Annotated in this window: 11 protein-coding genes; 10 read left to right on the forward strand and 1 reads right to left on the reverse strand. The window is 71.1% G+C overall.

Features of this window, described 5'->3' with window-relative positions:
- The first annotated feature begins 69 nt into the window (after positions 1 to 69).
- The 9 genes from CHC11_RS43410 (at position 70) to CHC11_RS12395 (ending at position 10,281) form a co-directional block, all read left to right on the forward strand.
- On the forward strand, positions 70 to 198 hold the full coding sequence (locus tag CHC11_RS43410) for a hypothetical protein (protein WP_281258308.1): 129 nt from the start codon (positions 70 to 72) through the stop codon (positions 196 to 198).
- Between the two features lie 427 nt (positions 199 to 625).
- A complete protein-coding gene (locus CHC11_RS12360; protein ID WP_089311842.1) occupies positions 626 to 2,335 on the forward strand; it encodes a DUF11 domain-containing protein in 1,710 nt (569 codons plus the stop codon).
- A 393-nt stretch (positions 2,336 to 2,728) separates the two neighbouring features.
- Positions 2,729 to 4,006 carry a beta-ketoacyl-[acyl-carrier-protein] synthase family protein gene (locus CHC11_RS12365; RefSeq protein ID WP_089311843.1) on the forward strand — a complete coding sequence of 426 codons (1,278 nt, stop codon included), beginning with the start codon at positions 2,729 to 2,731 and terminating at the stop codon, positions 4,004 to 4,006.
- A complete protein-coding gene (locus tag CHC11_RS12370) occupies positions 4,003 to 5,163 on the forward strand; it encodes a beta-ketoacyl synthase N-terminal-like domain-containing protein (RefSeq protein WP_089311844.1) in 1,161 nt (386 codons plus the stop codon). Before CHC11_RS12365 ends, CHC11_RS12370 begins: the two co-directional genes overlap by 4 nt.
- A gap of 36 nt (positions 5,164 to 5,199) precedes the next feature.
- Positions 5,200 to 5,472, forward strand: a complete 273-nt coding sequence (locus CHC11_RS12375) for an acyl carrier protein (protein ID WP_089311845.1) — start codon at positions 5,200 to 5,202, stop codon at positions 5,470 to 5,472.
- Positions 5,473 to 5,587: 115 nt separating this feature from the next.
- Positions 5,588 to 6,670 (forward strand): methyltransferase, encoded by a 1,083-nt coding sequence (locus CHC11_RS12380; protein WP_218826046.1) that lies wholly within the window; start codon positions 5,588 to 5,590, stop codon positions 6,668 to 6,670.
- A 59-nt stretch (positions 6,671 to 6,729) separates the two neighbouring features.
- Positions 6,730 to 7,749 carry a methyltransferase gene (locus CHC11_RS12385; RefSeq protein WP_089311846.1) on the forward strand — a complete coding sequence of 340 codons (1,020 nt, stop codon included), beginning with the start codon at positions 6,730 to 6,732 and terminating at the stop codon, positions 7,747 to 7,749.
- Between the two features lie 68 nt (positions 7,750 to 7,817).
- Positions 7,818 to 8,867 carry a ketoacyl-ACP synthase III family protein gene (locus CHC11_RS12390; protein ID WP_089311847.1) on the forward strand — a complete coding sequence of 350 codons (1,050 nt, stop codon included), beginning with the start codon at positions 7,818 to 7,820 and terminating at the stop codon, positions 8,865 to 8,867.
- A gap of 118 nt (positions 8,868 to 8,985) precedes the next feature.
- Entirely contained in the window at positions 8,986 to 10,281 is a 1,296-nt protein-coding gene (locus tag CHC11_RS12395) for a cytochrome P450 (RefSeq protein ID WP_245919126.1), read from the forward strand.
- A gap of 189 nt (positions 10,282 to 10,470) precedes the next feature.
- Here the strand turns inward: CHC11_RS12395 and CHC11_RS12400 are convergent, their stop codons facing one another.
- On the reverse strand, positions 10,471 to 11,376 hold the full coding sequence (locus CHC11_RS12400) for an alpha/beta hydrolase (protein ID WP_089311848.1): 906 nt from the start codon (positions 11,374 to 11,376) through the stop codon (positions 10,471 to 10,473).
- 239 nt (positions 11,377 to 11,615) lie between these two features.
- Here CHC11_RS12400 and CHC11_RS12405 point away from each other — a divergent pair, with 239 nt between their 5' ends.
- A complete protein-coding gene (locus CHC11_RS12405) occupies positions 11,616 to 12,662 on the forward strand; it encodes an NAD(P)H-dependent amine dehydrogenase family protein (protein ID WP_089311849.1) in 1,047 nt (348 codons plus the stop codon).
- The last annotated feature ends 9 nt before the right edge of the window (positions 12,663 to 12,671 follow it).

Below are 12,671 nucleotides of genomic sequence, written 5' to 3' on the forward strand. Positions count from 1 at the left end.
TCGCCCACTCCAAATGGAGCGATTTAGTCCCTATTTGCCGATATTTCGAGGGCCATGCACGGTTACCCGATGAGAAAGCTGCTCATGGGCGGTTTGGATAGGGCGTTCCGGGCCGGTACCGCCGCGAGTCCCGGGGCGCGGATGCCCCTCTCGGTCTACGAGACCGCCCGGCTGGTACGCCTGGCGCCGTGGGTGTGAAGCCATCACGCGCGCATCGACTACCTGGTGGCTCTGCAGCGCCGGGACGGCGCCTTGGGCGGCCCCGACCTCTACGCGCTGGTGCCTTGCCGCCGCAGGGACGGGCCACCGGCCGTTGTGGCACGGCACGGACCTCTACGCCCCCGCCGCCGTCATCGACGCGGCGATCCTGGCGGTGACCTGCCGACTGCGCGGCCATGTCCCGCTTACCAGCCGTGCCTATTCCCTTTCCCTCTCGCTCACGCCGGCTCGCGCGGAGGAGCGCGGCTCGCACGGCGCAAAGGGGCTGGTCGGACGGTGAGGACCAGCGCCCGCTCGCGGACGGCCCGGCCTTTACCCGTCCAAAACCTCCCGGTTGCACTCCGTCAGAAATGAATTACTCTGCGTGAAGCCCTTCTCGTTGCTCCCGCTCGCGTGGAAGGATCACATGTCCCCTCGCATCGCCGACACCGCCGCGGTCGCCGCCCGGATCGCGACCGGCGCCGATCCCGTCGATCAGCCGCCTGCCTCCCAGTCCCCGACGCCACTGGACGTGCCCCCACGGGTCGCCCTGGTCAACGGCAGTTTCGAGGAGCCGAAGATCGCCGTTGGAAACCAGATGCTGCACGACGCCTCCGAGCCCGGTGCGGACTCGGTGCCCGGCTGGCTGACGACGGCCTCCGACCGTGTGATCGAGATCTGGCACAGCCGCAGGGGCGTGCCCGCGGCGCACGGAGAGCAGTTCGCCGAGCTCAACGCCAACGAGTCCGCCGCGCTGTACCAGGATCTGGAGACCACGCCCGGAACCACGCTGTACTGGAGCCTGCGGCACCGCGGCCGCGAGGGCGACGACACGATGTCGGTGAAGATCGGGCGACCTGGCAGGAAGCCGAACAAGACCTGGACCTTCACCGACGGCACCGCCGAATGGGTGCCGCACGCCGACTCCTACAAGGTCCCGGCGGGGCAGACGGTGACCCGGTTCGCCTTCGAGGCCGGTGGGACCGCCACCGGCGACCCCACCGTCGGCAACTTCCTGGACGACGTCGTGTTCGGCACCGCGCCCTGCGTGGTGGTGGCCACCACCGCCGTGCCGGAGTCCGGAGCCGTCGTCGGCGACACCATCACCTATACCGTCAACCTGAAGAACCATGGTGGCATCCCCGCCGAGAACCTCATCCTGTGCGGCACCGTCCCCGCCGGAACCAGCTACGTGCCCGGATCCCTGAAACTCGAAGAGGGGTCCGGCCAGAGCAGCGGCAACGGCTGGTACGACTCGACCACCGGCCGGCTCACCCTGCCGGTGGGGCAGGGCGCCACCGCCGCCCAGGGCGGCACGCTGCCCTCCACCGTCGAGCTGCCCGACGGCGTCACCGCCCAGTTCACGGTCCGGGTGGAGCCCGAGGGCGCCGGTCGGACGCTCTCTCATCAGGCCACCGCCACCTACGCGGGCGCCCGCGGCGACGCCGGCGAGCAACTGACCTCCACCTCCGACACGACCTACGTGGCCGTCGATCCCGCGACCGAAGCGCAGGCGGCCGAACTTGCCGCGACGATCGTCGCCGACCGGCCGTACGCCGCCGTGGGCGAGGACATCACCTTCCACCTGGCGGTGAGTAACCCTGGGCCCGTCCAGGCCACCGGCGTTGTCGTCTCCGTCGATCTCCCGGCGGACCTTGAGCTCGTGTCGGCCGAAGGAGCGCCGTCCTATGACCGGGCCACCGGCCGGTGGGCGATCGAGGCCCTGTCCGCGGGCAGCACCGCCGAGCTCCAGTTGCGCACCACGGCCACGGCTCCGGGGCCGCTGTCCTGTACCGCCACCGTCACCGCCGAGCTGCCCGGCGAGCCCGACCGCACCGGCCATGGCACCGCGACCGCGAGCATCGCGGTGTGCCCTCATGCTCGAACTTCCTGCGCCGCGGCTGACAGGCAGAGCGGCCCCGTCCCCTGCGCCTGCCGGCTCGGCTGCGCATGCAGCCGGCATGAACAGCCCGCGCAGGCTCCTTCGGCGCTTTTCCCGGCCACCACGCCCCACAGGTGGCACGGCAAGAAGGGCAGCAAGAAGCGGGACAGGCACCACCGGCGGTTGCTGCGTGAACTGGCCTTGCAGGTCCAGGCGCTCAGCCGGCAGCTCACCGAGATGCGCGACGAACCGTGACGTGGTGACTCGGCCGTTCGCAGCCGCGCCTCCGGGTCGAGGACACCGCTTCGGGATGCCCGGACAGTCACCTCTGGCATGACCGCCGGATCGGTGACACTTCCGCATTGCAAAGGTGCGCCTGAAGTCGGACATTCCTTCCGCCAACCCCACGACTTCCCGATCCCGACATCGTTCGGCGAACGCGCGCCGTGACTCGTGCGGCCATTCTCGCGTCGAATTGACACCGGACATGATGTCCTGCGAAATCCAGTAACAGTTTGTATCGGCAAAGCAACTCTCCACGATGCTAGCGTGCTCATTGTTGCAAGCGCGACAACGGCACCAGCATTGCCGACTCATCCAACTAGTGGGGGAGATCGTGCGTCGTCATCCACATTTCGGGAGTCTTCGATGACCGGGGCGGGGCCCCGCCGCGTGGTCGTCACGGGGTTGGGGGCGGTGACGCCGGCAGGAATCGGCATCAAACCGTTCTGGGATTTGATCGTCCATGGCGACTCGGCCATTCGGAGGATTACCTTCTTCGACCCGACGGAGTTTCGTTCCAAGGTCGCCGGAGAATGCGACTTCGATTCGCGGGAGCACGGCATCGGCCCGGACGAGGCCCAACGGCTGGACCGCGCGGGCCAGTTCGCCCACGTCGCGGCGCGGCAGGCGATCGCCCACAGCGGGCTCGACCCGGACCGGATCCCCCGGGACCGGATCGGGGTCTCGATGGGAAGCGCGCTGGGCCGGGTCAGCTCCTTCGACCACTGGACCGCGCGCAACACCACCAACCGGTTCGCCGTGTCCCTCGGGGGCCCCGGCGGCAGGGGGCGGCCGCTGTCCGAGGCGGAGCCGAGCGTGATCGCCCAGGTGGTCGCCCAGCAGGTGGGGGCGCGCGGGCCGGTGCGCGTGGTGAGCAACGGCTGCACCTCCGGACTGGACGCGGTGTCCCACGGCGTCCAGCTGATCGAGGACGGGCAGGCCGACGTCGTGATCGCCGGAGGCACCGAGGCGCCCCTGACGCCGGTCGCGGTCTCCTCGATGGACGCCATCCGGGCCACCTCCGCCCACGACGGCGACCCGGCGGAGGCGTGCCGCCCGTTCGACCGCAACCGCGACGGCATGGTGGTGGCCGAGGCCGCGGGCGTCCTGGTCCTGGAGGAGGCCGGCAGTGCCCGCGACCGGGGTGCGGTGGTCCTGGCCGAGATGCTCGGCTGCGGCCACCGCGCCAACGCCCACCACATGACGGGCCTCGATGCGCGGGGGTCCGACCTGGCCGAAGCGATCCAGGAATCGCTGCGCACCGCCAAGGTGCCGGCGGGCGAGGTCGACTACGTCAATGCCCACGGCACCGCGACCGGGCACAACGACGAGCACGAGACGGCGGCGCTCAAGCAGGCGCTGGGGCCGCGGGCCTTCACCGTCCCGATCAGCTCGATCAAGTCGATGGTCGGCCACTCGCTCGGCGCGGCGGGCGCGATCGAGCTGATCGCCTGCGCCATGGCGATCCGCGACCACCTCATCCCGCCCACGGCCAACCTGTACGACCCCGACCCGAAATGCGACCTGGACTACGTGCCCCTGATCGGGCGCGAGCACCGCACCAACGTCGCGCTGTGCACCGGGAGCGGGTTCGGAGGTCTCCAGACGGCGATCCTGATGGGCGCCCCCGGAGGTCGCCGGTGACGCGCTCGGAGAGGATCATCGTCACGGGACTCGGCGTGCTGAGCCCGACGGGTCTCGGCCACGCCGACTTCTGGAGAGCGGCCCTGGCCTGTGACACCAGCCGGCTCACCGGCGCACGGCAGGTCACTCTGGCCAGCTCCTTCGAACCGGGGGCCCACATCCCCGCCCATCTGCTGCCCCAGACCGCCCGGGTCACCCAGATGACTCTGGCCGGGACGGACTGGGCCCTGGCCGACGCCGAGCTCGAACTGTCCGATGTCCCGGCGGAAGGCCGGAGCGCCGTGTTCGCCAACGCCTTCGGCGGCACCGACTACGTCGGACAAGAACTGCGGAAGCTCTGGACGCTGGGGCCCGGGCACGTCAAGCCCTACCTGTCCTATGCCTGGTTCTACGCCGCCAACTCCAGCCAGGCGTCGATCCGACACGACGCCCACGGCCCGGCCTGGACGCTGGTGAGCGGGCAGGCGGGCGGGCTGGACGCCGTCGCGCAGGCGTGCCGACACCTCCGCAGGGGCGGCCGCGTCGCCATGACCGGCGGCTTCGACTCCTTCCTCGACCCGGTCGGGCGGGAAGTCGCGTCCGGGTATCTCGCCGACGCGGACGCGCGACACCCGGACGCGAGCAGCGTGGTCGGGGAGGGCGGCGCCGCCCTCGTGCTCGAATCGCACACGGCGCACCCTCGGCCCTCCACCCCCTACGGGCAGATCAAGGGCTACGGAACATCCTTCGACCCGGTGGCACCGCGGCCGGGCGACTCGGGGCTGGAACGCGCGGCCCGCGCAGCCCTCGCCGACGCCCGGGTCGATCCCGCCGACATCGACGTGGTCTTCGCCGGCGGCTCCGCCCCCGGCCTGGACGACGTGGAGACGGCGGTCGTCACCGAGGTCTTCGGCGGCCACGCGGTGCCCGTGACCTCCCCCAAGACCCTCACCGGGACGATGGGGGCGGGTGGAGCCGCCCTCGACGTCGCGACCGCGCTCCTGGCGCTGCACCACCAGGTCATCCCCCCTACCGCCCGGCTGGGGGGCGTACCGCGGCAGCCGGGCGTCGACATGGTCTACGACCGTCCGCGCGAGACCCGGCTGAGCAACGTACTGGTCCTGGCCCGAGGGCACGGCGGCCACAACTCGGCCCTCGTGGTCAGCGCTCTGGACTGACCCGCACTCCACGTCCGCCTAGAAAGGGCACCGACCATGGACCCAGACGTCCGGCTGAACGAGAAGGACCTCATCGCCATGTTGCCGTCGGACGGCGCGCCCGCGCCGTCGGACGACAGCGTGACGACCAGCGACCGCAGCCTCGCCGACTTCGGATACGACTCGATCGCGATGGCCGACCTGATGTCCCAGATCGAGCTTCGCTACAAGGTCAAGCTCCCCGACCCCCTGCTCGGCGAACTGCTCCACGTCAGCATCACCCAGGCCACCGAAGTGATCAATCAGCACATCGCGGCGCCGGCCCGGTGACGCCGGCCGGTCCGCGTGCGGCGCTCGCCGCCAGGCGAGCGCACCCGGCAACGCCGGAGGCGATGACCGCGCCATCGCCGGACGGGACGTCGCGAACCAGAGGGGACCAGTGACCGTGGAGACCACACCGCCCGGCTCCATCAAGGACCTGATGGAGATCTGCACCGGCTTCTGGGCGTTCAAGGCCATCGTCAGCGCGCAGGAGCTCGGGCTCTTCGACCTCCTGCACGAGACGGGCGCACAACCGATCAGTGACCTGGCACGGCGGCTCGACGTGCAGGAACGGCCCGCGGAGACGCTGGCGACCGCCCTGGCCTCGCTCGGACTGCTCAAGGTCGGCGGCGGCCGGTACGGCAACAGCCCGCTCGCCGAGACCTACCTGGTCAAGGGCGGGAGGTACTACTTCGGCGGCTGGATCGCCCATCTCGACCAGCGCAACTACCCCGGTTGGGCCCACCTGACCGAGGCGATACGCGCCAACCGCCCGATGGGCTGGCAGTCCGGCAGGCAGGAGGAGACCCCCTTCGACATCGTCGACCCGGAGCTGACCTCGCAGTTCCAGGACGCGATGCACTCCCTGTCCCGGCAGTCGGCGGCCTCGGCCGTTCAGCGGATCGACCTGTCGAGCGCCCGGACGCTGCTCGACGTCGGCGGCGGGACCGGGGCCTGGGCCATCGAGCTCGCCGCCGCGAACCCGCAGCTGGCGATCAGCATTTACGACCTGCCGCCCGTGTGCGAGCTCGCCCGGGCCAGGATCGAGGCCGAGGGGCTGAGCGACAGGATCGGCACGGTCGGCGGGGACTTCCGCGTCCAGGAGCTGCCGTCTGGATACGACACCGTCCTGCTCTCGATGATCCTGCACGACTGGAGGCCGGACGAATGCCGCCGGCTCCTGCGCGCATGCCACCGGGCGCTGGTGCCCGGCGGCCGGGCGATCATCAGCGAGCTCCTCGTCCACGACGACAAGTCCGGGCCCGCCGACGCGGCGCTGATGAGCCTCAACATGCTCGTGGCCACCCGGGGCCGCAACTACACCGCCGCCGAGTACGGCGCCTGGCTGCGGGAGGCGGGATTCGAGGCGCCGGAAGTACGGCCGATCGACGCCCCTTCCTGCAACGGCCTGGTCATGGCGCGCAAGCAGGCCCCGTCCGGCGGTCCGCCGGCGGGGCGGCACGCCGTCGACACGCCCGTCTCGTAGGGGCGCGGGCCGACTCACGAGTCAGGGCAGATCCGAGAAGACGAGTACGGAGGATCGGAATGGAACCAGCCCAGGACAGCATCGCCGCCGCGACGATCATCCTCGACCAGACCGTCGGGATCTACCGGACCGCGGCGCTCGCCGTCGCGGCCAGGGCCGGCGTCGCCGACCACCTGGACCGGCCGCGAACGGCCGCCGAGCTCGCCGACATGACCGGCATGGACGCCGCGTCGCTGCGCCGGGTCCTGCGCATGCTCGCCTCCCAGGGCATCTTCCGGGAGGACGACCAGGGCCTGTACCACCTGACGCCGGCGGCCGGGCTCCTGCGCTCCGACGCGAGCCCGTCCCTGCGCAGCGCCGTGATCATGTTCTCCGAGGACTACATGTGGAGGTCGGCCGGGCATCTCGGCGACGCGGTCCGGGAGGGGTCCAGCGCCTTCGAGCAGCTGTACGGGAAGCCGTTCTTCGAATGGCTGGGCAGCGACCCCGAGGCCGCCTCGACCTTCCACGCGTCGATGGTCGGGCTCTCCGAGACGGGGATCGAAAGGGTGATCGACGCCTACGACTTCCCCGCCACCGGCACCGTGGTCGACGTCGGCGGGGGGCGGGGCTCGCTGCTGCGCGCGATCCTCGAACGGAACCGGCGGCTGAACGGCGTTCTCCAGGACGACCGGAGCGCGCTGCGCGAGCACGTCCTCGACACCCCGCAGACGGCCGAGCGGTGGCGCCTGGAGGAGGGAAGCTTCTTCGACACCGTCCCCGTCGGCGGAGACGTCTACATCCTCAAGCACATCATCCACAACTGGGGCGACGAGCAGGCCACCGCCATCCTGCGGCACTGCCGGTCGGCGATGAAGGGCGACGCCCGCGTACTGATCATCGACCCCGTCCTGCCGGACCCCGGCACCCCTCACTTCGGCTGGGCGCTCGACCTGGTCATGCTGAGCACCCTCACCGGCAAGGAACGCACCCGGCAGGAGTTCGAGAAGATCCTCAACGCCGCGGGCCTGCGAATCGGCACCGTGCTCCCGGTGCGGACGCTCGGGGAGTACTCGATCATCGAGGCGGTCGCGGCCTAGGCGGAGCCCCCGGGCCCGCCCAGGCCGCGCTTTCCGGTACTCCCCTACGGACGTGGAGAGGCTGCTCGGTGAGCGAGCCGAACATCTACATCACGGCCTGCGCGACCTGGCTGCCGCCGCTGCTGCCGGTCGCGCAGGCCGTCGCCGACGGCCACTGCGACGAGAGGCTCGCCCGACGCACGGGAATGGTGTCGGTCGCCGTGGCCGGCGCCGAGGCGGCGCCGGAGATGGCCGGCAGGGCCGCCCGGATCGCGCTGCGCCGGGCGCGCTACGACGGAGCGGACATCGCCCTGATCCTGCACGCGAACTTCTTCTACCAGGGCCACGACGTGTGGGCCCCGGCCTCCTACGTCCAACGCGTCGCCGTGGGCAACGACTGCCCGGCGGTGGAGATACGCCAGGCGTCCAACGGGGGCATGGCCGCGGTCGAGCTGGCGCGCGCCTTCCTGGTCGCCGCTCCCGGCCGCGAGGCCGCGCTCGTGACGACGGGCGACAAGTTCGGCCCGCCGGCCTTCGACCGGTGGCGGAGCGACCCGGGAACCGTCTACGCGGACGGCGGGACCGCGCTCGCGCTGTCCCGGCGGCGGGGGTTCGGCCTGCTGCGGAGCCTCGCGACGGTCAGCGACCCGGAACTGGAGGGCATGCACCGCGGCGACGACTCCTTCGGGCCCGCTCCGTTGAGCGCGCGCTCCATCGTCGACCTCGACGCGTGCCAGCGCGACTTCCTCGCCAGCGCCGGGATGCGACACGTGGCGGCGCGCGTGTGCGCGGGGCAGGAGGCGGTGCTGACCGAAGCGCTGGCGCAGGCGGGGGCGCGACTCACCGACATCGACCGCGTCGTCCTCCCCCACCTCGGCCTCCACCGGCTCAACGGCAGCTACCTGCGAAGGTTCGGCCTCCGGCCGGAGATCACCACCTGGCCGTGGAGCCGGCACATCGGGCACCTCGGCGCCGGAGACCCCATCGCCGGGCTGGAGCACCTGATGCTGACCGGCGCGCTCGGCGCCGGGGACCGCTGCCTGCTCGTCAGCGTCGGCGCCGGCTTCACGTGGTCGGCCGCCGTGATCGACATCCTGGAACGCCCGGCCTGGGCCGATACCCCGGCGAGACCGCCGTGAAGCCCGCCCGCGTCCCCGCGGACCGGCCCCCCGCACCGGTTCGCCCCGTCCAACCGATCGCCGGTCCGGCCCGGCCCCGCGGCCGGCGCCGTCCGGTCCACCGCACCGGAGGAAGCCCGTGACTCAGCTCGACGCCCCCATCAGCGACCGGCACCCGTCGGTTCCGATCGTCACCATCGACCCCCTCGGCGCCGACCCGCACGCCGAGATGGCCCGGCTGCGCGCCGCCGGTCCGGTCGTGCGGACCGTGCTGCCCGGCCTGCCCGACACCGTGCACGCCTGGATGGTCACCCGGCAGGACCTGCTCGCCCAGCTCGGGCGGCATCCCGCCGTCTCCCGGGTCGCGCACCGGCACTGGGCCGCCCACCGCGACGGCCTCGTCCCCTCCGACTGGCCGTTGGCCGGCATGTTCATCGGCTTGACCAGCCTGTTCTTCCTCGATGACCCCGAACACCGGCATCACCGGCGGATGATCAGCTCGGTGTTCACCGCCAGGCGCGTGGAGCGGATGGCCGGCGACATCACACGCATCGTGCGGGACGCCTTGGACGCCCTGCCCTGCCACCGCGGCCCGGACGGCGCCGTCGACCTACGCGCCCACTACGCCTACGCGATCCCCATGGGCGTCATCTGCCACCTGCTCGGCATCCCCGGACCGATGCGGCCCCGCTTCCGGACCCTGGTCGACATACTGCTCAGCACCGACGACAAGACGGCGGCGGACGCCGCCGCCCTCGAACAGGGCCGCCTGGAGCTGCTGGACGAACTGGTCGAACTCCGCCGCACCCGACCCGGCACCGATCTCACCAGCAGCCTGATCACCGTGCGTGACGGCGGCGGCGACACCCTGCCCCACCGGGAGCTGCTCGACACACTGTGGGCGCTGGTGGTCGCCGGGCACGAGACCACCCTCAACCTGATCACCAACGCGGTCCGCGCGCTGCTCACCCACCCCGACCAGCTCGCCCGCGCCAGAACGCTTCCGCCCGCCGGCTGGAGCGCCGTCGTGGAGGAGACTCTGCGGTGGGACGGCGTGATCAACTACCTGGTGGCCGGCTACACCACCGACACGATCGCCATCGGCGGCACCAGCATCCCGCCCGGGCAGCTCCTGGTCAGCCTGTACGCCGGCATCGGCCGCGATCCCGGCGTCCACGGCCCCACCGCCGACAGGTTCGACATCTCCCGTGCCAACACCCAGCAGGTCGCCTTCGGCTCCGGAAGCCATTACTGCCTGGGGGCGCCTCTCGCCCGCCTCGAATCCCGCATCGCACTGTGCGAGCTGTTCAGCCGGTACCAGGAACTGCGGCTCGCCGTCCCGGACAGCGAGCTCCGGAGCGCCCGTTCTCTGTTCACCAACAGCCCCGGCACGCTGCCCGTCCGCATCGACGCCCACCCGGACCGGCGCTGCTGAGCGGACGGTCGTCGCCCCCATGTGGCGGTTCAGCATCCGCCGATCTCCCACCGTCAACACCCTGCTGATCAAGCTGGTCGAAGGAGTCCGCGGCCGGACGGCGGCGATCGTCCCAGCCGCGGTCCCAGGACACCGACGCCTGACCGGGTGGCTGTCAGGTGCTTGGCGGGAGGCTGTCGAAACGGAAGTTCAGAGGTGCTCGGTGAACCAGGCCGCGGCCACCCCTGCCGTCTCGCGGCGCACCTCGACGTCCTCGTAAAGGGTCAGGTGGGTGGAACGGGGAACCACGTGGAACTTCTTGCGGGGGCCGGGGATCGCGTCGAACGCCTCGGCCGCGAGGTCCCAGTGCGTGTGGTCGTCGCCCTCGGCGACGCACATGAGGGTGGGTGTGGCGACGAGGCGCGTCAGGAACGGGCGGACACTGTAGGCGAGCAGCATCTCGGTCGACTGGGCCGTGGCGTTGCCCACATATCCGGGTGCCTCCGTCCCCTTGATGCGGGCGAAGGTGTCGCGACTCGCCGGGAAGGGGAAGGTTCCGACGGCCCCGAGTTCGACCGGCTGGTGGTCGATGTAGGTGTGCTCGCCCGTCTCGAACAGCCGGATACGTGCCTCTTCCAGGGCGGTTCGCAAGGCGCGAAAGCTCACCGTGCCGTGCGAGAGGCGGAGGTTGTCCCATCCGTCGATGACGGGGACGACCGAGCAGACGGCGCGGACGCGAGGGTCGACGGCGCCGAGGATGAGGACGTGCCCGCCGCTGTAGGAGATGCCCCAGGCCCCGATCCGGGTGCCGTCGATGTCGTCGAGGGCCTGTAGGCAGGAGATCGCGTTCCGGTAGTCCTCGATCTGCCGCCAGGGGTCGATGTGCCGTCGCGGCTGTCCCGTGCTCTCGCCGAAGTAGCGGTAGTCGATGACGAGCGCGGCGAGGCCGGCCTGCGCGAAGACCTCCGCGAACAACGGCTGGGCCACTTCCTTGACGTAGCACCACCCTCCGGCGAGCACGACGGCGGGATGGGGGCCGGGTCCCTCCGGCAGGTAGAGCAATCCGCTCAGTCGGTCGCCTTCGCTGGGCACGGTCACAGCGCGTGGTTCTGCCATTCCGGCTCCCTGGTCGTCTCGTGGATCCCAACATCTAGCCTTATGCGGTCAGATGCACGGATGATGAACATAGCCTAGACGCGCCGTCGAGTCATCGGGACGCCTGCCTCCGATCGCACAACGGCGGAGGCAGTGCCCCCTCTCCAGGTAGGACGCGCCACACTCGCCCTCTTGACACCTCCCCCAGAGTGTTCATAATACGTACTCATGTTCGCTAATCGTGCATTCGAGGAGACGAGATGAACCGTGGTCCGGTCCGGATAGGCCTGTGCGGCCTCGGCAGCATCGGCGGTGCGGCCGCCCGTCTTCTGCTGGAGCACCGGACGGGGTTCGACATCGTCGGTGCGGCGACCAAGGAACCCGACGCGGTGGGTCATCCCCTGCACGAGGTGGTGGGCTCGGCCGCGCCGGGCGGGCCCACCGTCGTGGGCGACCTGGAGGACGTGCTGTCGGCCGATCCGCAGGTCATCCTCTACGCGACGGGCTCGTTCCTGCGCGACACCGAGGACGACATCGTGGATTGCGCCCGAGCCGGCGTGGATGTCGTTTCCCCTTGCGAGGAACTGGCCTTCCCGTTCACCAGGCACGCCCCCGCGGCGGCGCGGATCGACACGGCCGCGCGCGAGGGCGGTGCGACCGTCCTCGGTACCGGGGTCAACCCCGGCTTCCTCTTCGACTCGCTTCTGGTCGCCGCGACGGGTGTGTCGTGGGATGTCCGCACGATCCGCGGGCACCGCGCCGTGGACGTGTCCGGCTTCGGGGAGAACATCCACCGCCGCCTCGGAATCGGGTACACCCCAGAGGAGTTCGAGAGGGGCCACGAGGCCGGCACCATCGCCGGGCATGTCGGGTTCCCCGAGTCGATCGAGCTCGTCTGCGAGCGGCTCGGGCTGCTGCTCGACGGTCCGGTCACCGAGCGGTTCGAACCGTTCATCGCCGAGACCCCTGCCCCGACCCGGTACGGCCAGGTGCCGGCCGGATACACCGACGGCTTCCTGCAACGGGCCACCGGGTACGTCGGCGGGGACCCCTTCGTCCAGATGGATCTGGTCCTGCACCTGCGTCCCGAGAGTGCCGGGTTCAAGACCGTCGACTCGCTCGCCATCGAGGGCCGGCATCCGGTCAACCTCACGTTGTCGCCCGGGATGGACGCGATCCCGGCGACGTCGGCGCAGCTGGTGAACAGCATCCCGGGAGTCCTGCAGGCGGCTCCCGGCCTCAGAACCGTGAAGGACCTGCCTGCCGCCGGCGCCTGGCACGACCTGCAGACCCATCCGTTCCGGTGAAGTGAGCCC

The sequence above is a fragment of the Actinomadura mexicana genome, from assembly GCF_900188105.1.
Lineage (GTDB): Bacteria > Actinomycetota > Actinomycetes > Streptosporangiales > Streptosporangiaceae > Spirillospora > Spirillospora mexicana.

Coding starts and splice junctions, on each gene's coding strand:
- CHC11_RS12405 (WP_089311849.1), top strand. CDS start 11,616: ATGAACCGTGGTCCGGTCCGGATAGGCCTGTGCGGCCTCGGCAGCATC.
- CHC11_RS12375 (WP_089311845.1), top strand. CDS start 5,200: ATGGACCCAGACGTCCGGCTGAACGAGAAGGACCTCATCGCCATGTTG.
- CHC11_RS12400 (WP_089311848.1), bottom strand. CDS start 11,376: ATGGCAGAACCACGCGCTGTGACCGTGCCCAGCGAAGGCGACCGACTG.
- CHC11_RS12360 (WP_089311842.1), top strand. CDS start 626: ATGTCCCCTCGCATCGCCGACACCGCCGCGGTCGCCGCCCGGATCGCG.
- CHC11_RS12385 (WP_089311846.1), top strand. CDS start 6,730: ATGGAACCAGCCCAGGACAGCATCGCCGCCGCGACGATCATCCTCGAC.
- CHC11_RS43410 (WP_281258308.1), top strand. CDS start 70: ATGAGAAAGCTGCTCATGGGCGGTTTGGATAGGGCGTTCCGGGCCGGT.
- CHC11_RS12365 (WP_089311843.1), top strand. CDS start 2,729: ATGACCGGGGCGGGGCCCCGCCGCGTGGTCGTCACGGGGTTGGGGGCG.